Here is a 21,668-nt window from a genome sequence, read left to right as displayed (position 1 = left end):
TGACTGCTAAAATCAGCAGTATGCTTCCCACGGGTCCCCGGACGATCGACAGCTTCCGCCGGATCACCATCCCAGCGAAGGTGGCGAAGGCGTCCGGAGTGCGGCAGCCTTCGTGGGTCCGGATCGGTGTCGTCGCCGACCAGAGGATCGTCGAGATCATTCCCACTCGCGGCCCGCGCGGGACGAAGCCGTCCGTACGAGGTAACCCGGATCGTCCGCGGCGGCTGCGGACGTCGCGACAGATCGCGCTGCCGGCGGCGGTCCTCGACTCGGTCGGTCTGGACATTGGGAGCGTCGTGGCGTTCCTGGCCCTGGAGGACCGCATTCATCTGTTCGCCGCGTCGCGGGTCATCGCGCCGGAGCCCGCGCCCGTGGGAGAGGAAGACCAGTGACGGCGCGGCGACGTACCCGGTCAATCCACGCAGAGGCGGGTCAGCTCCCCCTGTTCGACGTCCCTGCCGTCGCGCCGGCGGATCTGGTCGACGCGGCCGTGGTCGCGGCTGCGGAGCTCGTCCTCGATAGCTCGGTGTCGGTGTTGCCGCGGACCGAACTGTCGGGGCTTCGCGGGTATCCGGTGGTCCGATGGTCGTCGACCGTCGCCGAACGGATGTCGTCCGGGGCGGGACCGATGCTCGACGCGCAGGTCCTCGAGCTGTGGGAGATGTGCCCGGCGGAGGGCGCGGGGGCGCCGCCGGCGGCGCCGTTGAGCATCGTCGGGTTCGTCGCCACCGGGCAGTGGAAGAGGGCCCTGTACGTCGCCAGTGAGCTTCGCGGGTTCGGCGAGACCGTGGTGCTGACCGAGCGGCGGCCCACGGCGCTGAGCTTGACGGCGGCGGACCTCGCCGACGTGAGCGTGGTGCATACCTCTCACGCCGGCGAGGAACTACTGGTGCGGGGATCGAAGGTTGCCGATCCTCCGCGGATCGTCGCGGTGCGGTACTGGGAGGAGCGGCTATTCGCTCACGCCCTCGCGACAGGGGTGCCGATCACGCCGCAGCCGGCTCCGGCGTAGCGCCGATCCAGGCGGACAGGGCGCGTTTGCGCTTCCAGTCCCCGCCGGTGAGCTTCTCGATCTCGATGTTGCTCTCGTGGGCGGCCTCGCACATCGCCGTCCACGCCTGCGGGCCGTTGTGGGCGGCGATAGCGGTGGCCAAACCGCGACCGAGCATCGCGACCGCGGAGACCGAATGCGAGAACGCTGCTGCCTTCGGGATGTCAGCCGTGCGGATCCAGGTCAGGTCCCGTCCACCGCAGAGTGCGCAGTCGCAGCACCACGCGGCGTGGGACTTGTCCTTGAGGTAATGCCGCTCGAACGCGGTCAGCGACGTGTACGCGAGAAGCTCCGGGAGGATGAACGACACCGACCCGCTGGTGCCGCCCCCGCCGATGTCGGGGTAGATGTGCCGGTAGGTGGTCGATGACCCCATCGCCGCGCCTGCGGCGCCGTACGCCAGCGCCCCCAACCCCGCCGTGTCACTGCGCAGGAGCAGCACCGGGACATCTGCGGTGAGGACGTGCACCAGCCCGGTCACGACGTTGGTCCGGTCGAACGGGTCGTCGGTGTCTTCGACCATCAACGCCACGGGGATGCCGTGCGCGTTGATCTCAGACCGGAGCGAATCGGCGGCGTGCGAAAGCCACCAGCTCGCGATCGGCAGCGCCGCAATCACCTGTCCACCGAAGCGGGCCGCCGTCTTCAGGGTGGTCCGCAGCCCAGCGGTGTCGCCCTTGGCCACATAGCCGGAATCGGTCAATGCCCACGTCAGGCCCGCGCTACGTTGCACGGTGATCCAGTCGCGGGTCGGCTCCGCCGTCGCCACCTTCCGCTGCCGGCCGCTGTAGAGGTTCGCGTCGAGCAGCAACGCTGCTTCGGGGCACTTCTTGCGGGTCTGATCCGCCGCGGTCCTCGCCACCGCGGAGCGGTGGGTCCGGGACTGCCACGGCACGGAGTAGACCGCGCCGACACCTTCCGACGCGATCAGCGCGCGAGTCGGGTCGATCAAGGTCGTCGGGACCTGAACGAACAGGTCCGTCGACATGCCCTCGAGCCGGTGCTGCCCGACCTGGATGGGCCGGGCACCTCCAGCCCGTTCAGTGCTGGTGGTATCGGTTGTGCGATCAGAGTCGCGACTGTCGTTGGTCAACGGTGCCTCCTCAAGGCAGTGTGGATGAGCCACCACGCCAAGGTCCGCATCGCTCGCCCACACCAGCGTTCCGGTGTTTGGCGAACCCGCGCACACCGTCTACCATCGGAGGCGTCATCCAAAGACATTCGCAACGGTCACGGTATCGAGGGGCGAACCCTCGGAGTGGTGATTCGGTTGTTCAGCTGAGCCCGGTTCGTCGGCAAACGAGCCGGGCTTAGCTGTCTCTATTCTAGAGCCTCACCATGACAGGTTCCGGGACGTGGAATCGCGGTTCGCTCCTGACCCTACCGACGCGACGACGTGCGTGGAGGCTAGGGCATTCCGAACCACGTCTTCACCACCTGAGAGGCCAGGTTCAGGAACTTGGTGCACCGTTTTACCCACCGGGAGACTCGCTAGCAGTTCCGTCCAGCTTTCGAATGGCGTCGATCACCCTCCGTCCGTGGGCGGTCAGGGTCATAGGGCGATTGCGCTCGGCACGGTCGAACAGAGCTCCGCCGGTCTCGCGTTCGAGCCGGAGAAACTGGTTCGTGAGGGTTGCCTGGCTGGTTCCTAACGCGTGTGCAGCCTCGGTCAGCGTGGGGAATCGCGATGCTGCTTTCGCCCGTTCCAGTCGGTCGCGCCCGCCCTGGGCCGCAACAGCTGTGCGCAAGATCGGCGGCACCGTTTTCGCGGCGGCCGCGGCGTCGAGGGCCGCGGTGTGACTGGGTCCGCCGCGGGGTCTCATCGGAATCTCGTGTTTGTTCGCCCACCGAGCCAGGTTCGCCGTGCTCATGCCCAGTTCTCGGGCTATGTCAGGGAGGGCCCTGCTGTTGGTGACATATTGCTGGTAGAGCCAGTCGCGGTCGATGATGATCTTCGCGCGCTCGGTAGCGGGGATCGTCGGGATCTCGTATTCGGTGAGGAGTCGACGGATCACCTGACGACTGACTCCAATACGGTTAGCGATCTGTCGCAAGGTGAGGCGATCGTGATGATAGAGCTGGGTCAAAGCCTCCGGGGGGAGCTGCGTTCGAGCGCTGGCGTACTTCCGGCGGCCGGTATCGACTGGGAGGGGATTGACGATCAGCTCAAGGCGAACCGCCTCGCCAGTGGTGCCGAGGTCGCGGGCGGCGGCGCCGATGGGAAGGTCGCGTTCTCGGATGAGCTTTCGAAGGCGATCACGGTCGATCAGTCCTGGTCGCGGGCCAGGGAGGTCGAGACCAGCGAGGAGCTCAATTGGCGGCTCCCAGGCAATTGGTTCCTCATCGATGCCCGCGGCGTCCAAGAACACCCGTGCGTGGTTGATCAGCTCGTCCCGAAGGCCGGGTGTCAGATCGCGGGGAAACGCGGCGATCTTAGCGAGCAAGTCTGCGGACCCGTCAACCGTGGGGACGCCTGTGAGCTCCTCGCGAAGAAACGCCCGAACAACAGCCGCCCGGGCGGAGCCGCCCTGTGACGGCGTTCCGGTGCGGTGGCAGATCTGCCTCCACTCATCGTCCGGAAGCAAACCGGTGCAATCGAGTGCCCGTCGGCGCTGATAGTCGATCGGTACGCCGCGCTCGACAACGTAATCGGCAACGCGTGTCAGACCCGCGCACACATCGCTCCAGTGTTGATCGGACTCCAGAATCTGTAGGAATCGGGATAGGGCATGGCCAGCCAGGTGACCTCCGACCTGCTGACCAGCGGCCGTCAGATTCAACCGAGTGCCCACCAACTGTAAGGCCGCAGACAATGCCAGGCGCATCATTGTGCGCCTCGCCGCCGGGACCGTGAAGGGCAAACTGATTCCGGCCCAAAATTGCGTCGGCGTGTGACGCGCTAGTAGCTCTGCGCGCCCACTGGTCACCAAGGTGGGAAGGTCGGAGTGAGTGCGGTAGCGAAGTTGGTCGGACGGGTCGAGCATCGGGGATAGCGCGGCGAGCTGGACACCGGTCAGGATTGGTGAGATTCGCGTCCCCCAGCCGATGTTCGTCGGTTGAACACTGAGGCCTGTCTCCCGGGCCGAGGTCACTAACCATCGCAGGCGATCAGCTGCGGCTGCGAGGTCCGAGCAGTGCAGAACGTCGATCGCGGCACTGACGCCAATCGCAGCTGTGACGGCTCTCGCTGGCGCTTCGAGGGCCGGCTTCGTGCGGCTCTGTCGGACTTGTCCGGATCGTGCACCACCTTGTTCATCGACTGCCCGGTACTCAACCGCCAGTTCGGGTCCCACTCGCGCTAAGAGCTCTTCGTCGGTGGCGTAGGACAGTACTCGGCCGCCGATGGCGCGAATGTCGGCAAGCACAGAAGCCGCAGGCTGTGGAAGGCGCGCGTAGACCCCGAACCGCACGACTCCGTCGTCGATGATTCGATCGATGAGGGCCTGTGCCCGAAGAGCGGGGTGCGCACCAGGAAGGTCGAGGACCTCGGCAGCCGTGAGATCGGCGCCGCACCGTCGGGCCTCCCGTCCAATGCCTCCTTCCTGCGCCGGCGATGCACATCGGCCGGGGATCGGGGTGCAGTGGCCCGGGAGCGGGCGGCGGCGTGGAATTCTATGGCAGCGAGGGCATTCGTCGGACAGCAAACAACGATGGTCGGTGCAGGCAAACGCCCAGCCGAGTCGCCATTCGAGCTTCCATCGGCCGCCGTTGCTTCGGAGGCAGTGCGGGCAGAAGCGGGATCCGGTGCGGCGGGTCCATGCCACTTCGCGGCGCAAACTCCGCGACTGCGAGTCGATGCGCACCGCGGTCCCGTCGAACCGGGTGAGGGTCATCATCGAAAATTCGACGTCGCTGCCCGTGGCGGCACACAGGCTGGCTACTTCGGCCTCGCTGAGTGCGATCGTCCAGGGCGGGTACCCAAGACCTGCAGGCGCAGGTATGTCGACTGCGTCGAGAAGGTCTCCCCACGCTGAGTCGGCGCGGAAGGCGATCGCTTCGAGCCAGGAATCGATCGCTTCGCCCGGCACCGGGTCCACCCTGAAGGGAAGCGAACGTGGCACTGTCATCCGGCCCTGCCGATGCGAGTTCTCAGGCAGCCGTTGTCGAATGCCAGGCGCAGTTCTTCGCGAGCCTTCTCCGATGCCTCGTCGATCTTGACCCGATCGAGCAGTTCCTCGTCGAGGCGCTCATACCCAGTCCGGACCGCGCGCTGACATCCCCGGTTGATCAGGGTCATCAGTGAGCCGATCTGGCCGGTACACCGGGCATACAGGTAGTCAGAGAGATCGTCGGCGATCATGCCCGGATACTTTTCGGCCAGAACCACCCGCTGCTCGATCGCCTTGAGCGTCTGACGCCATGCCCGGCGCCCAGCATCATTGGTGACACCGAAAGGATCCATTGTCAGCCGCGTTGTACGCCGGCCGGTCTGCGCGAGAAGAGCATCTCGGTCACTACTGCCCTCGGAGAACAGTCCCCGCGCCTCCAAACCGACGCCAGCGAAGATCACCGTCAACGGGAACTCGTTGGCGATGTACTTGAAGTGGTTGCTGACCTCGACACCGGAGGTGGACTGCAGCCGCAGGAAGTGCAGATCATCGACGATGAGGATCTTCGTTTCGCATGCCAGCACGCAGTCCAGGGCTCGGTGGGCGAAGTCGGCGGCGTTGCCGCGGCGGCCGCCTGGGTGGGCGTAGAACGCGAGCATCGCCCGGTTGAACTCGCGTAGGCCAGTGTTGCCGGTCAGTCCCACCCGGCACACCGGCCACCGTTCATGACCTTCCTCGGTCGTAGTGCCGTTCTCGGCTACTTCGCGGCGGTGGAACGCGCGGGCGAAGCTCAATACCGCGGTGGTCTTCCCTAGTCCGGGTACTGCGTCGATCGCAACGGCGCCTTTCGGTTTGTCTCCGTCCTGGGCGTTGGAGTCGATGACATCCCAGAGGTTTTCGTGCACCTCGACCAGCTGTCTGGTCTTGAGGGGCCCGAGGTTCGCGTGCCACTCGCGGCGCTCACGGTCGTAGTCGGTGCGCTCCTTGTCGGTCAGTCTGTCGAGTTCATCGCGGTTCAACGCCTCCGGTGGAACACGTGCGGGGGTGTTGACGAACTTCTGCCACCCTTCCTTTCGGGCGAGGGTCAGATTGTCGAGTGTCGCGGCGGTTTCGGTCATACGTCCTCCAGCGCGTCGGAGTAGAAGTCATCGATGTTTTCCTGGTCGAATCGATCGTCGTCACCTTCCTCGCCGGCGTAGTCGAGACCGCGATCAATCGCGGTGTCCTCTGCTTGCACATCGCTTTCGTCCTGGTCGGGAGCGAGCACGCGGGCGACCGACGGCAGTCGATCCACACGCGCTTCGCCCTGCGGTCGCTGCGACAGTTCGGTCTCGCGTGACATTCTCAATGCAATGCGCCGTTCCACTCGGGTCGAGCCCAGGCCGATGTTCCACCGCTCCAACAAGTCAGCTACCGCAAGGCGGTCGTTGGGGAATCGGTACTTCGATGCTGCTAGCTTCCTTGCGTAGAGCAGTGCATCCTCGCTGAACGGCATATCGATCGACGGTGCGTGCTCCCACACCAATGTGTGCCAGGTCCGCTCATCTGGGCGCCGGAAGTACACCTTGGTGATGTCGTCGGGATCGCAGTGGATCGGCCATCGTCCCTTGGCCTCGCCGGTGAACCGGCTCGCGAGGTTACGGTAGCCGTTGAGCCCGTCTCCGTTGTAGCGGCGGCCTCCGATCTCGACACCGTAGTGAAGAATTTTCCGCCATACCGGCTTGAGGAACTCGAATGCCAGGTCCGGATCGCGAGGCGCCTCAATGTATCCGGCGCGAGAAACACCGTGCTCGAACATCGCGGCGGGCGACATACGTAAGCCCGGAACTCGCGGGTCGAGCAGGCTCGAATGCTGGCGGTGGTGGTAGACCTGCGCAACCCACTCGCGGATGATGCTTTCGAGCTCGTCGATGTAGAAGAACGCTCCGCCCTCAGGATCCTCGCCGCGCGAGTGGACATCAGGTCCCTTGTACCCCGGCAAGGCCTGGAGGAGATCTTCACGAATAGTACGAAAGAACCGCTCAACTGGCCCTTTGTCGCGGCCGGTTCGGAGCCGAGCTGGCTGCACCGAAATCCCGAAGCGCTGGCACACACTCATCACGTGGTTCGAGAGGTAGACCTTGCCATGGTCCACGACCAGTGTCTCAGGGACAATAGCTGGTCCAGCGGCCGCATCCGCTGGCCGCTCCGCGGTGACATCTACAAGTACCGACCGCGGTACTCCGTGAGCTGGCCACACCGCGTATTCCGGCCAGTCCGCGCCGGCCGGACGTGGGCTGAAAACCTCGTACATCACGGTCGCTACATCAACCGATTTCGTGGAAACCGGGGTCAATCGCAACCCGGTGATGCAGCGGGTGTACCAGTCCATCGCGACGGTCAGTTCGACCTGCACCCATCGCAGCGTCAGAGGATCGAGCCCGAAGACATCGAGCCTGGTTGTGTCCATCAGCATGTACTCGCCAGGCCGAGTTGGACGGAGCTTGCCGTACACGCCTTCTGGCCGCTCAGCGATGTCGCGATTTCGCTTGGCAGACAGTCGAAATGTGGGATAGCGCTGTTCCAGATACTCGAGAACGCGGAAAGCATTTGTCCGAGACGGGATGGCGACGACCCCTTCTCCGAATCGCGCCAAGACCCGTGCCTCCGCGCGTGCCATCACCATCGTGCGGGACGGTTTCGACTCGGTGGCGTGCTCAACCATGACTTCGACAGCTGTGTCTAACCACCGCCGATCGACAGACGGGAAGGGCTCCGCCTCTCTCGTACGTCGCGCGTCTACCAGGCCTGCGGGCCCTTCAGTGCGGAACTTGGACACCCACCGCTCCACAGATCGCAAGCCGACGCCCAGTTCGCGCGCCTTCGCTGCGTAGCGGTCAGTGAGCGGGCGGTCGCCGGAAAACTCCGGCCTGGGCTCCCCCTTGCTCGCAGTCTCCGCGCTGCCAGATCTGTACCCGGTAAGAATCTCGCGTACGTGCCCCGCGCGTTCCGTCACCTTCTGAAGCTCTGCCGCGGACAACTCACCGAAGATGACGCCTGCAGGCTCGGTTGCATCAGTGCTCGAAACGCCAGGGCCGGTCGGGAGGACCCGACCCCGGACCGAAGACAGCAACTCCGCGAGGCCAACTCGCATGTACTGCCCTGCAGCGCTTTTCCCCAGCACATCGACGACGCCCTTAGCCGTGGCGAGCTCCACGATCTCGAACGCCTCGCCGTCGTACATGTACCGTCCGCCAACCTCAACCCGCTCAACGCCACTCACAAGACCCTCGAAATCTGAGTGCGACTAGTGATTGCGGCGTCAATGTCGACGTGCAGCCGACGCCGCCATATCAAGTGCAGCACCGCCGCTCGCACGCTCGCGTCAGGACGATCTGGCATCCGATCGATGAGAGCACCAATCGTCAATCCCACCTGAGCGACCGCCTGAACCGCCTCGCAATGGTCAGGCACGATTGCACTCTCGCGCCGATAGCCAGCGAGGAATCTGACATTCGCGGCCCTCCGCGGCGGCGGCTCGGTGGCGACCTCGTATCGCCACCCCTTGGCCTCGACGACATCCCGAGTCAAGTTCAAAACCCTTGCAACATCATCATTATCAAGCCTTCGAGCAGGCTTTACGTCAACGACGACCGGGCCGGAATCAGTATCGAGTAGGAAGTCCGGAACGTGCCTCCGCAGGACACCATCGACCTCAGTCGCGAGAAGGAAAGGCTGGGCCACGATGCCCCGAACCCGATCGTCGAAGTCTGCGAGCATCAGGTTAGCGAGCTCCAGGCGGGACTCATAGATCACCAGATCGCGGGTAGTGCTCGACCAGTACCACCCCGAGTAGTGTTTCTGCCCTCGATACCAGCGAAATGTGCGCCACGGCGCTGCCTCGCGAAGGTCCTCCATTGCGGCCGACTTCCACTCCACGGTCCGCTCACAGAGGTCCTCACCGCGGCGGAACGATACTTCCACCGCGGTCCCCGCGGAGCTGCCGGGCGACATGGTCTTGACGGTGCCACTTCCGCCCTCAGATGCGGGGACGTGCCCCGGCGTGTCCCAAACAGTTGGCGGATCCGCCAACTGTCCGCCACGTAGCTTGGGATTCCGCCACGGAATCTGGGACCCTACAGGGCGAATCAGCCCTTCGCCATGTCCACGAAGCGGGAGTAGTGCAGCTGGTGGGCGACGGTGACGGTCGCGGTGGGGCCGGCACGGTGCTTACCCAGGATGAAGTCGGCCTCGCCTGCGCGCGGATCGTCGCGCTCGTACGCGTCGGGGCGGTGCACCAGGACGACCATGTCGGCGTCCTGCTCGAGCGAGCCGGACTCGCGGAGGTCGGCGACCTGGGGCTTCTTGTCGGTGCGCTGCTCGGGACCACGGTTGAGCTGCGCGACGGCGATGAGCGGGACCTCGAGCTCCTTCGCGAGCAGCTTGAGCTGTCGGGAGAACTCCGAGACCTCCTGCTGACGGGACTCGACCTTCTTGCCCGACGTCATCAGCTGCAGGTAGTCGATGACGATGAGCTTGAGGTCGTGCCGCTGCTTGAGCCGCCGGGCCTTCGCGCGGATCTCCATCATCGTGAGGTTGGGCGAATCGTCGACGAACAGCGGCGCCTCGGAGATCTCCGACATGCGGCGCGCGAGGCGGGTCCAGTCGTCGTCGGACATCTTGCCGGAGCGCATGTCCGCCAGCTTGATCCGCGCCTCCGCGGAGAGCAGGCGCATGACCACCTCGGTCTTGCTCATCTCCAGGCTGAACAGGACGCCCGGCATCTGGTGCTCGATGGCGCAGGAGCGCAGCACGTCGAGCGCCATCGTCGACTTACCGGCGCCGGGACGGCCGGCGACGATGATCATCTGGCCGGCGTGCAGGCCGTTGGTGAGGGCGTCGAAGTCGGTGAAGCCGGTGGGCACGCCCATGCTGACGCCGCCGCGCGAGGCGATCGCGTCGATCTCGTCCATCGTGGGCTGCAGCAGCTCCTCGAGGATCACGTAGTCCTCGGAGGCCTTGCGCTCGGTGACGTCGTAGACGGCGGCCTGCGCGCGGTCCACGACCTCGGCGACGTCGGCACCGTCGGACCCCGAGTAGCCGTACTGGACGATCCGGGTCCCGGCCTCGACGAGACGCCGCAGGATGGCCTTCTCCGCCACGATCTCCGCGTAGTAGCCGGCGTTCGCCGCAGTGGGCACGGTGGAGATCAGCGTGTGCAGGTACGGCGCGCCGCCGACGCGCTTGAGCTCGCCCTTGCGGTCCAGGGTCGCGGACACGGTGACGGCGTCCGCGGGCTCACCCGCGCCGTACAGGTCGAGGATCGCGTCGTACACCGACTGGTGGGCGGGCCGGTAGAAGTCGCCCGGGCTGATCACCTCGAGCACGTCCGCGATGGCGTCCTTGGAGAGCATCATCGCGCCCAGCACGGACTGCTCGGCGGCGATGTCCTGCGGGGGCTGGCGCCCGAAGTCCTCGGCGGGCGGACGGTCGGGAGTGGGCTCCGGACGTCCGACGGGCCCCGGAGTGAACTCCTGCTCGTCCGTGACAGACACCGCGCACCCACCTCTCTCACGCCCTCGCCGCCGCGCGGCGGCGAGGACTCTCCAGTTCGACTTCTGTCTACCGCGCGGCCCCGACAAGTTTTCGGATAGCAAATCCCTGCGGGCGCGCGACGGACGCACGTGAACGCTAGGCCCTCCGCTCGAGACCGCAAAGCGGGCCTGTGGACAAATCTGTGTGGCGCCTGTGGAGGGCGCGCGGTCAGGGTGGGGACGACGGTGTGGACCGATGGGGAAAACCTGTGGAAACTCCGGAGCGCTTTCGGAGTCGCCCCAGCTCGGACCAGGTAATGAGGGTGGGTACCGTTGTGGATCGAGATTCCCCCGCGTGTCGCACCGACTTGACATTCGGGCGTGTCGTGAGTGAATCGGCCACCGTCGCGCAGAGAAAACCACCCTCAGTTGTTACCCGCCGGTCACCTGCCGGGCTCCCTACCAGGGCTAACAGGTCACTGGACGACGGTGCACCTTCTTCCCGTCGGCGTCGCCGCGTATTCTGATCGGTGCATCACCCACTGCGGAAGGACCACCCGATGAACACCTCCACGATCTCGGCGCGCACAGCCGGCGTCGCGGTCGCGCTCGCGGCCGTCGCCACGTGCGCCATCGGGCCCGCTGGGGCGGCCCCGAACCCCGCCCCCAAGCCGAAGCCCGCCTCGGCCACCGCCACGTGCACGAGCGCCAACCCCATGTTCGTGGTCGGCGGCCAGATGCTGACCTGGAAGGTGACCGCCACCGTCGGCGGCAAGGGGCAGATCCTGGTCTCCGCGACGGGCAATGCGGGCGCCCGGGACCTCGTCCTGAGCCAGTTCGCTTCGTCCGCGACGCTGTCCTGGAACAACACCACCTCCGGCAAGTTCGGCAGCGCGAAGCTCAGCGGCGTCGGCCCCCTGCCCGTCCTGAACAAGACGCCCGTCACCACCGGTAAGGGCGCCGTGACCTTCAACCTGGTCATCAAGGCGGGCGCGGGCAGCGAGTGGATCGGCACGCAGACCAGCACGCCGTGCGTCGGCACGATCACGGTCTGAGCCACCCGACGACGAAAGAACCCCCACCGCCCGAGGGCGATGGGGGTTCTTCTCGTTCGTGCCTCGTTACTGCGCGGCGACGGTGAGCGCGAACTTCGCGCGCACGTCGGGGTGCAGCACCACGACCACGGGGAACGAGCCCGTGGACTTGATGTGACCCTGCGGCAGCTCGATGCTGCGCTTGTCGACGGCGGGGCCGCCGGCGGTCTTGAGCGCGGCGGCCACATCGGCGGCCGTGACCGAGCCGAAGAGCTTGCCCGAGTCGGCGGTCTTCACGGTCAGCGAGACGGACTCGAGGCCCTCGATGGCCTGCTTCAGCTCGTTGGCGTGATCGAGGCCGCGGACGCGCTTGGCCTCCTGGCTACGACGGATGCCCTCGACCTGCTTCTCGGCGCCACGGGTGGCGACGATGGCCAGGCCGCGGGGCAGCAGGTAGTTACGGCCGTAGCCGTCCTTGACCTCGACGGTGTCGCCGGGCGCGCCCAGGTTGTCGACGTCGGCGGTGAGGATGAGCTTCATTTCTTCACCCCTCCTTAGCGGGTCGTCGACGTGAACGGCAGCAGGGCCACCTCACGCGCGTTCTTGACGGCGATCGCGATGTCGCGCTGGTGCTGAACGCAGTTGCCCGTCACACGACGGCTGCGGATCTTGCCCCGCTCCGACAGGAACCGACGCAGCAGCGTGGTGTCCTTGTAGTCGATCTTGGTGTTCTTCTCCTTGCAGAACGTGCACGCCTTGGCCTTGACGGCCTTCTCGACGCGCACCTTCCGGCCATTGCCCTTACCGGCCATGGTGTTGGTACTCCTTGATGAGGTCTACTTCGGCGCCCGGCGAACCGGGGCGCCTTCACAGTGTTCGATCCCGGGGATCAGAACGGCGGATCGTCGTTGCCGCCGCCGAAGCTGCTCCCGGCCGCAGGGGCGCTGCCCCACGGATCGTCTGCGGGCTGGTTCTGGCGCGGAGCCTGCTGGGCGGGCTGGCTGTAACCGCCACCGCCGCCCTGGCCGCCGCCTCCGAAACCGCCGCCGCCACCGCCGCGCTGCGTGCGCGTCGGCTTCGCCGTCGCATACTTCAGGGAGGGGCCGATCTCGTCGACCTCGAGTTCCACCACCGTGCGCCGCTGGCCCTCGCGGTCGTCGTACGACCGCTGCTTGAGCCGGCCGGAGACGATGACGCGCGTGCCCTTCGTGAGCGATTCGGCGACGTTCTCGGCCGCCTCCCGCCAGATGTTGCAACGCAGGAACAGCGCCTCGCCGTCCTTCCACTCATTGGTGTTCCGGTCGAACGTGCGAGGCGTGGAGGCGACGGTGAAGTTGGCCACCGCCGCACCCGACGGGGTGAAGCGCAGCTCCGGATCCGCCGTCAGATTGCCGATGACCGTGATGATCGTGTCGCCTGCCATGGTGTCTCTCCCTGTAGTTAGTGCGCGACTAGTTCTGCCGCAGCACCTTAGTGCGAAGCACCGACTCGTTCAGCTTGAGCTGGCGATCCAGCTCGCTGACGGTCGCCGGCTCGGCGGTCAGATCGATCACCGCGTAGATGCCTTCGGCGTTCTTCGAGATCTCGTAAGCAAGACGGCGCTTGCCCCAGATGTCGACGTTCCCGACCGATCCGCCGTCCTTGCGGACCACGTTCAGGAAGGTCTCCAGCGAGGGCGCGACGGTGCGCTCATCCAGGCTCGGATCCAGGATCACCATCAGTTCGTAATTACGCATGGGCTTTTCGCCTCCTCCTATGGACTATGCGGCCGTGGACTCTCCACGGCAGGAGCGTTGCCCGAAAGGCAACCGGACCAGGGTACCCCAACCCCTCACCACCAGCGAAATCAGTCGACTGACGACCGGATCTGAAAATTCACCGGAAAACCCCTCCCTGATAGAGAACATTCCCTAACATGTGCCAGGAAGGAGGTGAGCTATGACATCGCAATCGTCTCGGGATGCGGCCGCGAGCCGGCCCGGCGCGATCGACGCCCTCCGCCGGAACCTCGACGACAACGCGCTCGGCCCCGTTCGCACGCTCGGGCGGACCGTCGAACTCGTGCTCCACTCCCTGGTGTCGATGGTGGCCGACATCCTCCGGGCCCGCATCCCGGTCCGCGAGGTCGTGGTCCAGGCGTGGTTCCTGGTCAGTGTCACCGCCGTCCCCGCCTTCCTCATGGCGATCCCGTTCGGCGTCATCGTCACCATCCAGATCGGCAGCATCGTCAACCAGATCGGCGCCGGCTCCCTGATGGGCGCGGCGAGCGGGCTCACCGTGATCCAGCAGGCCGCACCCATGGCCGCCGGCCTCCTCCTCGGTGGCGCGGGCGCCTCCGCCATCGCCGCCGACCTCGGCTCGCGCACGATCCGCGAGGAGGTCGACGCCATGCGGGTGATGGGCATCGACCCCGTCCGCCGGCTCGTCGTGCCCCGGATCCTCGCCGCCGCCGTCGTCGCGCCGCTGCTGTGCGTCTTCATCACCGTGGTGGGCATCGGCGCCGCCTACTACCTCGCCGTGGCCGGACAGAACGTCACCCCGGGCAGCTACTGGCTCAGCTTCGGCGCCTACGCCACCACGCGCGACTTCGGCTTCTCCCTGGTCAAGGCGGCGATCTTCGGCGTCATGATCGCCGTCCTCGGCTGCCAGCACGGCCTCGAGGCGAAGGGCGGCGCGCGCGGCGTCGCCGACGCGGTGAACACGACGGTCGTGGTGTCCACCGTCGGCATCATCGTTCTCAACTTCGCGCTCACCCAGATCTACACGACCTATTTCCCCATGAGGGTGGGCTGATTCCATGACGATCGCCCCCTACCGCCCGAAAGGGCTCCGCACCGCCGGACGCCTCACGGACTCGCTGCGCGGCACCCTCGCGCGCCTCGGCCAGATGGTGTCCTTCGTCGTCGCGTCGGTCGCGCTCATCCCGCACGCGGTGCGCAACTACCCCAAGCAGACGGTGCGCACCATCACCGACCTGACCTGGGGTCGCGGCGCCGTCATCGTCGGCGGCGGCACCTCCCTGATGATGGTGGTGCTCGGCCTCGCGGTCGGCGGCACCGTCGCCGTCCAGGCCTTCGCGTCCCTCGACCTCCTCGGCATGGGCCCGCTGACCGGTGTCATCGCCGCGCTCGCCAACACCCGCGAGTTCGCGCCGATCCTCGCCGCCGCCGGTTTCGCCGTCCAGGCCGGGTGCCGAATGACCGCCGAGATCGGCGCGATGCGGATCACCGAGGAGATCGACGCCCTCGAGGCGCTCGGCCTCCGGTCCATCTCCTTCGTGGTGAGCACCCGCATGATCGCCGGTGTCGTCGCGATCGTGCCGATCTTCCTCATCGCGATCATCGTGAGCTTCTTCGCCTCCAGCACCATCGTCACGCTCGCGCAGGGCGACGCCGCCGGCACGTACGAGCACTACTTCCAGCAGTTCCTCTCCCCCGCCGATCTCATCGCGTCCATCGCCAAGGTGGTCGTCTTCATCTGCGCCGTCATCCTCATCCACTGCTACCAGGGCTTCTTCGCCGCGGGCGGGCCCGAGGGCGTGGGCGTCGCGTCCGGCCGCGCCGTCCGGGCCTCGATGGTCGCCATCGTCGTGCTCGACATGCTGATGACCATCGGCATCTGGGGCGCCAGTAGCGAACTGGTCTTCCGGGGGTGAGGCGACGATGACGACGCGCTGGCCCGCTCCCGTGACGGGCATGATGACGCCGGGCCCCGTGCTGCTGCGCCGCGGCCTCGCCACGATCCTGGTGATGCTCCTCGCCGCCGCCGCGTTCTGGGCGGTCCGGGCGATCGCCACCGTCCCGCCGAAGACCCTCACACTCGTGGTGCGCAGTGTCGCCCCCGGCGTCGCGCCCGGCACCGCGGTCGAGATGGACGGCCTGCGGATCGGCGAGGTCAGCGACGTCGTGGACCGGGGCGCCGGCCGGCTCGGCGTGACGATGCGGTTCAACGGCGCCGCCGACGACCTCGTGACCGACGCCGTGCGGGTCGCGTTCGCGCCCGGCAACACCTTCGGCATCACGGTCGTCTCCCTGACCCCGGGGCGCGGCGGCCGGACCCTCGCCGATGGGGCCTCGTGGGAACCCCTCGCGACCCCCGACGACGGGACGATGGCCTCGCTCCTCCGCTCGCTGAGCACGGTGGAACGGGAGAGCTTCCGGCCCCACATGGCGCAGCTCATCGCCCAGATGGACACCACCACCCGGCAGTTCCTCCCCTTCCTCGGCGCCGTCGGCGCCATCGCGGAGGCCAACGCCGACACCCAGCGGATCCCCACGTCCGAGACCCTGCCCACGATCGCGACCACGCTCGGCGCCCTCGACACGTCGGTCAAGCGGATGCTCCCCGGACTCCGCGCGCTCTGGTCCTGGACCGGTCCGGACACCCCCGGCTACCCCGAGCGGCAGAAGGCGACGATCAACGCGTTCGCCTACGACTTCTCGCCCGCCCTCACGGCGCTCCTCAGCGCCCCGAACGTCGCGGCGCTCACCGAGGTGCTGGTGCCCGTGCGCGAACTCGCCACCCGGGCCGTCGCGAGCTTCCCCGACGCCGCACGCAACGGCCGCCAACTCGAGGAGCTCATCGAGCGGATCCGGCGATCCATGCCGGACAACGGATCCGGCCCGGTCCTCAATCTCGATGTCACGTTCCAGCAGTTCCCCGCGATCGCCTCCCTGCTGCCGCCGGCGCCCCGGTTCTCCGTCACCCCGCCCGGCAAGCCGGCGCCCGCGAAGCCCACCATCCCGTCCGCGCCGAAGACCTCGGGCGCCGCGACCGCACCGTCGACCTCCACCTCCGCGCCGACCACGACGAGGGGCCGCTGACGTGCGCACCGCCCGCAATCCCGGAACCCTGCTGCTGATCTTCGTCGTCCTCATCGCGGTCGGCGCGGCGTTCACCGTGCGCGCGCTCACGCGTCCCGCTCAAGCGGCTCAGTCCTCGTACACCGCCCTCTTCACCAACGCCTCCGGGCTCCGCTCCGGCGACGACGTCCGCCTGCTCGGCGTCCAGGTGGGCAAGGTCCGCGACGTCACGCTCGACCAGGACGACACCGCCCGCGGCTCCCTCGCGCGCGTGGCCTTCACCGTCGACCGCGATCAGCGACTCACCACCGCCACCACCCTCTCGATCCGGTTCCAGAACCTCACCGGCCTGCGCTACCTCGAACTCTCCCCGAGCGACGCGCAGGCCGACGCGATCGCTCCGGCGTCCACGATCGACACCGGTCGGACGGTGCCCTCCTTCGACGTCACGACGATCTTCAACGGCCTGCAACCCGTGCTCGCCTCGATGCAGCCCGACCAGATCAACCACCTCGCACAGTCGATCGCCGCCGTCGTCGAGGGCGACGGCTCCGGGCTCGGTCCCCTGCTCGACGCTCTGCAGACGCTGAGCCGGTTCACCAACGACCGCTCGGCGCTGCTGCAGACGCTGGTCCGGAACCTCAACGCCATCAACGACAGCCTCGGCGGCAAGTCGGGGAGCCTGCCGACCGTCATCGGCTACCTCCAGGGCATCGGCGAGGTCATGCGGAACGCCGCACCCTCGACGAAGATCCTCTCCGACCAGGGCGCCGAGCTCATGACCGCGGCCGACTCCCTGCTGCGCGGCGCCGGTCTGCAACCCGCCGGCAATTCCCTGCTCGAGCTCGCCCGCCCCGAGCTGCCCCGACTGCAGAGCCTCGTCGACCTCGCCGCGCTGCTGCCCGGGCTGTTCGCGAACCTCACCCAGCAGCAGGTCCCCGCCGCGGGCGGCGACACCGGCTGCAGCCGCGGCGAGGCGCAGCTGCCCGCCGGCCTGCTGGTCTTCCTGCGCGGATCGAAGGTGACGCTGTGCAAGCGCTGAACCTCCCCGTGACCCTGCTGCGCGACGGCTACCGGCTCGCACTGAAGTTCGCCTCCGGCATCGAGGAGGCCTGGGCGCTACCGAGTTCCAAGAACCGGCAGCTGCTCTTCGGCGTGCTCGGCATCGCGCTCGCGCTGGTGGTGATGATCGCCAGCTCGGTGCTCGCCGTCCGGCCGATCGGAACCACCACCTACACCGCGTACTTCCCCGAGGCGGGGATGGTCCGATCGGGCGACGACGTGCGCGTCGCGGGCGTCTCGGTCGGCACCGTCCACCGCGTGGCGCTGGAGGGCGGACACGTCAACGTCGGGCTGCGGATCAAGAAGAAGGTGCACATCGGCGACCAGTCACGGGTCGCTGTGAAGATGCTGACCGGCGTCGGCGGCTACTTCGTCGACATCGACTCGATCGGCACCGGATCGCTGGGGGCCACACCGATCCCGCCGGCGCGGGTGCGGATCCCGTACAGCCTGGTCGAGACCTTCCAGCAGGCCGACCCCAAGATCCGCGCGATCGACCCGACGCCGCTGCGCGAGTCGCTCGCCCAGATCCAGCGCGCGACGAGCGGCCGGCCGGGGCAGATGAAGGAGCTGCTGTCCACGCTCCAGGGGGTGGTGCAGAGCGTCTCGACGCAGAAGGACGAGGTCGGCGGCTTCGTGCAGACGCTGTCGGAGTACGCGGCCGCCATCGACCGCAACGGCGACGTGCTCACCCGAGTGATGCGCGACATGAACGTCTACTTCTCCACCGCACGACTCAACGTCGCCGGATACAAGAGGTTCATGAGCGCCTTCGACATGGTGCTCAAGCGGATCATCCCGGTGGCGGACTTCTACCAGGAGAACCTCGCCTCGATGGAGGCCCAGTTCAACCTCATGTCCGGCCAGATCGGGGGGCTGCTCGCCAAGTACCAGAACATGATCGACGACGCGATGGCCCTGCTCCGGCGGATCCAGTCCTCGGTGAAGCCCGACGGCACGATCGTCTTCGACGGCTCCGTCCCCACGATCTCGTCCCAGTACTGCATTCCGCTGGAAGGGGCTCCCTGCTGATGATCGCCAAGATGCTGAGCTCGAAGTGGCTGGTCACCGCGATCGCGATCACGGTCGTCGGCTCGATCATCGCCGCCGCCCTGTACATCGCCCGCACGCCCGACAAGCCCCAGGCGCGCTACTGCGCGCTGATGCCCGACGCGATCGGTCTCTACGTCGGCAATCCCGTGACTCGCCTCGGAGTGCCGATCGGGAAGGTCACGGCCGTTCGACCCGAGAATGCAGCGGCACGAGTGGAATTCGACGTCGACTCGGATCAGGCCGTGAACGCGGGCACCGGCGCGGTGACCGTCGCCGCCTCGCTCATCGCCTCGCGGCAGCTGGCCCTCGTCGACACGTCGACCAAGGGCCCGGCGCTGCAGGCCGGGAAGTGCCTGACCGACACCAGGACCCCGCAGTCCCTGAGCCGCAGTCTCAGCTCCATCGGCGACGCGGCGAGCAAGCTCACGACGGGCGGAGGGCCCGAACAGGCCGAGCAGGTGCAGGATTCGCTCACCGCACTCGCCGCCGCCGTCGACGGCACCGGGCCCGACGTCAACGGCGTCATCGGCAGCCTCGCGGCGCTGCTCGACGACCCCGGCCCCGGCATCGGCGACGTGGGCCGCAGTCTCGACTCGCTCTCGTCGCTCACCGGCGGCATGACCTCCAACTGGGACCCGCTCAAGCGACTCCTCACGACCGCTCCCGACGGCCTCGCCGACATCATCGTCCCGACGGCCAGGACCACCGAGACACTCGCCGAGGCCCTCATCCCGCTCGGGAAGCTCCTGCGTGACTTGATCTCCCACTACGGACACAACCTGTGGCCGATCCTCGACACCGTGATCCCCGCGTCGCGACTGGTCAGCGCCGGGGTCAGGAACTGGGGCGATCTCCTCGGCTTCCTCCCACCCCTGATCGACGCCTTCAACGTCTCCTTCGACCAGCGCACTCTCGGGCTCACGATCGTCTTCACCCCGCCGTCGACGAAGATGGTCGCGCGCAACCCGGAACTGACCTGCGCCAACGTCAACCGGATCGCTCCGGGACAATGCAGAGTCGTCGACCCGGGCCACATCGACGTCGACCTGATCTCCGCCGTCCTCCGCGGAACGGGGGCCGCCCGATGAACCGCCCGACCGTCCGCAGCCGGATCACCCGCGGACTGCTCCTCCTGGTCGTCCTGACGCTCGGCGTCGTCGGGGTCCTCCGCGCGAGCCCCGCCACCCTGCCCAACCCGACGGGCTGGGCGTCGTCCTCCGGATGGCCACTGCGCGTGGAGTTCTCCAACGCCCTCAACCTGCCCGACCAGGCGCAGGTCCGGTTCAACGGCCGGGCCGTGGGGACCATGGAGTCCGTGCGGCTCGACGGCGATCGGGCGGTCGCGACCCTCACCATCACCGAGCCCGCCCGCATCCCGACCGACAGCGCAGCCGAGCTGCGACAGGACACGCTGCTCGGCGACGTCTACATCGCGCTGGTCTCGGCTCCCGGTTCCACCGCGCAGCCCATCCGCTCGGGCGGGCTCATCCCCCTCGCGCAGAGCCGCCCACCGGATCACGTGGAGGACCTCATGACCAGCCTGTCTGGCTTCCTCGGCAGCGGGGGCGTCGCCCAGCTCGGCAACACCGTCCAGCGGATCGACGGTGCCTTTCCCGACGATCCGGCGCGCACCCGCAAGATCACCGACAACCTGGCGTCCACGGTCATGGCGTGGGCCAACGACACCGCCTCGCTCGACGCCGCGCTGCGCTCCGTCGTGGGCGTCACCGGTTCCATCGCGGCCGAACACCGCATGCTCAGCGAGTACCTCACCTCCGACGGCCTGCGCCGCTGGGGCGTCATCGCGGAGACCGCCCGCGTGACCGAGGTCTTCGCCTCGCTCGCCCCGCTGATGAAGAACACCGCGCCGCTGACCCCCGGTGTGCGCGACCTGGCGGCCCTGTTCACCCAGGTGGTCAGCCCGCTGCTGCTCTTGGACCGGCCGGTCGGCGCCACCCGCCCGGACAACCTGATCAACCTGCGGAACCTGTTTCGGGACACGATCATCCCGTGGGTCGAGCACGGACCGAAGGTGAACGTGGTCAAGGTCTCCGACAGCCCCGCGGTGCCCACCGCCGAGAAGGCGGAGCAGGCGCTGCGCGCGATGCGCATGATCGGGGCGGTGCGATGAAGAAGGAACTGCTCGCGAACGCGATCACGTTCACCGTGGTGCTCGTGGTCGGACTGCTCATCCTCCTGGTCGGCTACATGGGCCTGCGGCCGGGCGTGAAGTACACGACGCTGTCGCTCAAGCTGGCCCACACCGGACAGCTGTCGACGGGGTCCCCGATCCTCCTGCGCGGCGTCCGGATCGGCGACGTCACCGCCGTCGAACCCTCGACCGAGGGCGTCCGGGTCTCCCTCCGTTACCCGTCGGAGTACCGCATCCCGGTGGACTCGGCCCTCTCCGTCGAGCAGCTCAGCGCACTGAGCGAGCCCTACGTCGAATTCGCGCCCCGCTCCTCCGACGGCGCCGTCTTCACCTCCGGCGCCGAGATCCCCGCGGCCGCGGTCACCCAATCCCGCTCCGTCAGCGACGTCTTCGAGGCGCTCGCGGCGCTCAACCGCACCGCCGACGCGGGCGCACTCGGCGGCATCGTGAAGACGGCGTGGCAGGCCACGTCCGGCCGCGACGACGATCTGTCCACGCTCAGCCGCGCGGGACAGCTGCTCAGCTCCACGGTGCTGAGCCGAATGCCCGCGATCCGCAGCATGTTCGCGAACACCCAGGTGTACTCCGCCGACCTGGGCTGGACCGCGAACGCCGTGCGCCGCCTCGGCACGGAGTTCGAGAACACCGCGGACGTGGTGCTCAGCGCTGTGCGGGCCGTACAGCGGATGGTGCTCACGCTCGACGCCCCGGACCCGTTCCTCAACACCATCGACCCGTTCTTCAAGCGGCTGGGGCCGTATCTGGACGAGCTGCTCCCGGCGCTCGCCACCACCGGCGGCCCGTTCATCTCGATCTTCTCCGCCCTCAACCGGACGGTGCCGCAGATCGACCTCAGCACGCTCCTGTCGAACGCGCTGCAGGTCGCCGGAACCGACGGCGCCGCGCGCGTCACCCTGACCCTGCCCCGTCCCTGACCCACGGAGAGGACCCC

General features: G+C 67.6%; 21 protein-coding genes. 11 read left to right on the top strand and 10 right to left on the bottom strand.

The window, feature by feature from the left end; all coding sequences use genetic code 11:
• Positions 1-20 precede the first annotated feature (20 nt).
• Together ACNAYW_RS00225 and ACNAYW_RS00220 are read left to right on the top strand one after the other, a co-directional pair.
• A complete protein-coding gene (locus ACNAYW_RS00225; protein WP_068526168.1) occupies positions 21-392 on the top strand; it encodes a hypothetical protein in 372 nt (123 codons plus the stop codon).
• Positions 389-1,012: a hypothetical protein gene (locus ACNAYW_RS00220; protein ID WP_068526169.1), complete on the top strand. Its 624-nt coding sequence runs from the start codon at positions 389-391 to the stop codon at positions 1,010-1,012. Before ACNAYW_RS00225 ends, ACNAYW_RS00220 begins: the two co-directional genes overlap by 4 nt.
• Here the strand turns inward: ACNAYW_RS00220 and ACNAYW_RS00215 are convergent.
• From ACNAYW_RS00215 to dnaB, 6 genes are all read right to left on the bottom strand, one after another.
• Complete coding sequence (locus ACNAYW_RS00215) at positions 987-2,144, bottom strand: hypothetical protein (RefSeq protein ID WP_126195752.1); 1,158 nt, start codon at positions 2,142-2,144, stop codon at positions 987-989. The two genes, ACNAYW_RS00220 and ACNAYW_RS00215, sit on opposite strands and share 26 nt — an antisense overlap.
• 379 nt (positions 2,145-2,523) lie before the next feature.
• The gene (locus ACNAYW_RS00210; protein ID WP_040765942.1) at positions 2,524-5,118 is read right to left on the bottom strand and encodes a TniQ family protein; all 2,595 of its coding nucleotides are present in this window, start codon (positions 5,116-5,118) and stop codon (positions 2,524-2,526) included.
• Positions 5,115-6,218: an AAA family ATPase gene (locus ACNAYW_RS00205; RefSeq protein ID WP_019201592.1), complete on the bottom strand. Its 1,104-nt coding sequence runs from the start codon at positions 6,216-6,218 to the stop codon at positions 5,115-5,117. Before ACNAYW_RS00205 ends, ACNAYW_RS00210 begins: the two co-directional genes overlap by 4 nt.
• Positions 6,215-8,323 (bottom strand): helix-turn-helix domain-containing protein, encoded by a 2,109-nt coding sequence (locus tag ACNAYW_RS00200; RefSeq protein ID WP_068526171.1) that lies wholly within the window; start codon positions 8,321-8,323, stop codon positions 6,215-6,217. Before ACNAYW_RS00200 ends, ACNAYW_RS00205 begins: the two co-directional genes overlap by 4 nt.
• A 35-nt stretch (positions 8,324-8,358) precedes the next feature.
• Complete coding sequence (locus ACNAYW_RS00195) at positions 8,359-9,093, bottom strand: TnsA-like heteromeric transposase endonuclease subunit (protein ID WP_225536084.1); 735 nt, start codon at positions 9,091-9,093, stop codon at positions 8,359-8,361.
• A 134-nt stretch (positions 9,094-9,227) separates the two neighbouring features.
• The gene (gene dnaB / locus ACNAYW_RS00190; protein WP_415847800.1) at positions 9,228-10,634 is read right to left on the bottom strand and encodes a replicative DNA helicase; all 1,407 of its coding nucleotides are present in this window, start codon (positions 10,632-10,634) and stop codon (positions 9,228-9,230) included.
• A gap of 539 nt (positions 10,635-11,173) precedes the next feature.
• On the opposite strand from dnaB, the gene ACNAYW_RS00185 reads away from it, so the two are divergent.
• The gene (locus ACNAYW_RS00185) at positions 11,174-11,668 is read left to right on the top strand and encodes a hypothetical protein (RefSeq protein WP_415847799.1); all 495 of its coding nucleotides are present in this window, start codon (positions 11,174-11,176) and stop codon (positions 11,666-11,668) included.
• A 66-nt stretch (positions 11,669-11,734) separates the two neighbouring features.
• Here the strand turns inward: ACNAYW_RS00185 and rplI are convergent, their stop codons facing one another.
• The 4 genes from rplI to rpsF all read right to left on the bottom strand — a co-directional run bounded on the left by rplI (position 11,735) and on the right by rpsF (position 13,383).
• Positions 11,735-12,187, bottom strand: a complete 453-nt coding sequence (gene rplI / locus ACNAYW_RS00180; RefSeq protein ID WP_068537267.1) for a 50S ribosomal protein L9 — start codon at positions 12,185-12,187, stop codon at positions 11,735-11,737.
• 14 nt (positions 12,188-12,201) lie between these two features.
• The gene (gene rpsR / locus ACNAYW_RS00175; protein ID WP_068526176.1) at positions 12,202-12,459 is read right to left on the bottom strand and encodes a 30S ribosomal protein S18; all 258 of its coding nucleotides are present in this window, start codon (positions 12,457-12,459) and stop codon (positions 12,202-12,204) included.
• Positions 12,460-12,536: 77 nt separating this feature from the next.
• Positions 12,537-13,070 carry a single-stranded DNA-binding protein gene (locus ACNAYW_RS00170; RefSeq protein WP_415847798.1) on the bottom strand — a complete coding sequence of 178 codons (534 nt, stop codon included), beginning with the start codon at positions 13,068-13,070 and terminating at the stop codon, positions 12,537-12,539.
• A 28-nt stretch (positions 13,071-13,098) separates the two neighbouring features.
• Entirely contained in the window at positions 13,099-13,383 is a 285-nt protein-coding gene (gene rpsF, locus ACNAYW_RS00165) for a 30S ribosomal protein S6 (RefSeq protein WP_415847797.1), read from the bottom strand.
• 202 nt (positions 13,384-13,585) lie between these two features.
• On the opposite strand from rpsF, the gene ACNAYW_RS00160 reads away from it, so the two are divergent.
• The 8 genes from ACNAYW_RS00160 to ACNAYW_RS00125 are packed head-to-tail and all read left to right on the top strand — an operon-like array spanning position 13,586 to position 21,651.
• Positions 13,586-14,440, top strand: coding sequence for an MlaE family ABC transporter permease (locus ACNAYW_RS00160; RefSeq protein WP_415847796.1), 855 nt, complete (start codon positions 13,586-13,588; stop codon positions 14,438-14,440).
• A 4-nt stretch (positions 14,441-14,444) separates the two neighbouring features.
• The gene (locus tag ACNAYW_RS00155; RefSeq protein WP_415847795.1) at positions 14,445-15,302 is read left to right on the top strand and encodes an ABC transporter permease; all 858 of its coding nucleotides are present in this window, start codon (positions 14,445-14,447) and stop codon (positions 15,300-15,302) included.
• 7 nt (positions 15,303-15,309) lie between these two features.
• A complete protein-coding gene (locus ACNAYW_RS00150) occupies positions 15,310-16,470 on the top strand; it encodes an MlaD family protein (RefSeq protein WP_415847794.1) in 1,161 nt (386 codons plus the stop codon).
• Position 16,471: 1 nt separating this feature from the next.
• Positions 16,472-17,491 (top strand): MlaD family protein, encoded by a 1,020-nt coding sequence (locus tag ACNAYW_RS00145; RefSeq protein ID WP_415847793.1) that lies wholly within the window; start codon positions 16,472-16,474, stop codon positions 17,489-17,491.
• Positions 17,479-18,543, top strand: a complete 1,065-nt coding sequence (locus ACNAYW_RS00140; protein ID WP_415847792.1) for an MlaD family protein — start codon at positions 17,479-17,481, stop codon at positions 18,541-18,543. Before ACNAYW_RS00145 ends, ACNAYW_RS00140 begins: the two co-directional genes overlap by 13 nt.
• Positions 18,543-19,652: an MlaD family protein gene (locus tag ACNAYW_RS00135; protein ID WP_415847791.1), complete on the top strand. Its 1,110-nt coding sequence runs from the start codon at positions 18,543-18,545 to the stop codon at positions 19,650-19,652. Before ACNAYW_RS00140 ends, ACNAYW_RS00135 begins: the two co-directional genes overlap by 1 nt.
• On the top strand, positions 19,649-20,695 hold the full coding sequence (locus ACNAYW_RS00130; RefSeq protein WP_415847790.1) for an MlaD family protein: 1,047 nt from the start codon (positions 19,649-19,651) through the stop codon (positions 20,693-20,695). Before ACNAYW_RS00135 ends, ACNAYW_RS00130 begins: the two co-directional genes overlap by 4 nt.
• Positions 20,692-21,651, top strand: a complete 960-nt coding sequence (locus tag ACNAYW_RS00125) for an MlaD family protein (RefSeq protein WP_415847789.1) — start codon at positions 20,692-20,694, stop codon at positions 21,649-21,651. The genes ACNAYW_RS00130 and ACNAYW_RS00125 overlap by 4 nt, the downstream gene beginning before the upstream one ends.
• Positions 21,652-21,668: the final 17 nt, after the last annotated feature.

Origin of the sequence: Tsukamurella ocularis, assembly GCF_965138335.1 — a bacterium.
Taxonomy (GTDB): domain Bacteria; phylum Actinomycetota; class Actinomycetes; order Mycobacteriales; family Mycobacteriaceae; genus Tsukamurella; species Tsukamurella ocularis_A.
Note: the sequence above shows the minus strand (reverse complement) of the source record. Positions and strands in the feature narration are given on the sequence as shown.

Coding starts and splice junctions, on each gene's coding strand:
- ACNAYW_RS00155 (WP_415847795.1), top strand. CDS start 14,445: ATGACGATCGCCCCCTACCGCCCGAAAGGGCTCCGCACCGCCGGACGC.
- rplI (WP_068537267.1), bottom strand. CDS start 12,187: ATGAAGCTCATCCTCACCGCCGACGTCGACAACCTGGGCGCGCCCGGC.
- ACNAYW_RS00150 (WP_415847794.1), top strand. CDS start 15,310: ATGACGACGCGCTGGCCCGCTCCCGTGACGGGCATGATGACGCCGGGC.
- rpsR (WP_068526176.1), bottom strand. CDS start 12,459: ATGGCCGGTAAGGGCAATGGCCGGAAGGTGCGCGTCGAGAAGGCCGTC.
- ACNAYW_RS00185 (WP_415847799.1), top strand. CDS start 11,174: ATGAACACCTCCACGATCTCGGCGCGCACAGCCGGCGTCGCGGTCGCG.
- ACNAYW_RS00130 (WP_415847790.1), top strand. CDS start 19,649: ATGAACCGCCCGACCGTCCGCAGCCGGATCACCCGCGGACTGCTCCTC.
- ACNAYW_RS00195 (WP_225536084.1), bottom strand. CDS start 9,093: ATGTCGCCCGGCAGCTCCGCGGGGACCGCGGTGGAAGTATCGTTCCGC.
- ACNAYW_RS00200 (WP_068526171.1), bottom strand. CDS start 8,323: ATGTACGACGGCGAGGCGTTCGAGATCGTGGAGCTCGCCACGGCTAAG.
- ACNAYW_RS00205 (WP_019201592.1), bottom strand. CDS start 6,218: ATGACCGAAACCGCCGCGACACTCGACAATCTGACCCTCGCCCGAAAG.
- ACNAYW_RS00210 (WP_040765942.1), bottom strand. CDS start 5,118: ATGACAGTGCCACGTTCGCTTCCCTTCAGGGTGGACCCGGTGCCGGGC.
- ACNAYW_RS00225 (WP_068526168.1), top strand. CDS start 21: ATGCTTCCCACGGGTCCCCGGACGATCGACAGCTTCCGCCGGATCACC.
- ACNAYW_RS00170 (WP_415847798.1), bottom strand. CDS start 13,070: ATGGCAGGCGACACGATCATCACGGTCATCGGCAATCTGACGGCGGAT.
- ACNAYW_RS00160 (WP_415847796.1), top strand. CDS start 13,586: ATGACATCGCAATCGTCTCGGGATGCGGCCGCGAGCCGGCCCGGCGCG.
- ACNAYW_RS00125 (WP_415847789.1), top strand. CDS start 20,692: ATGAAGAAGGAACTGCTCGCGAACGCGATCACGTTCACCGTGGTGCTC.
- ACNAYW_RS00135 (WP_415847791.1), top strand. CDS start 18,543: ATGATCGCCAAGATGCTGAGCTCGAAGTGGCTGGTCACCGCGATCGCG.
- rpsF (WP_415847797.1), bottom strand. CDS start 13,383: ATGCGTAATTACGAACTGATGGTGATCCTGGATCCGAGCCTGGATGAG.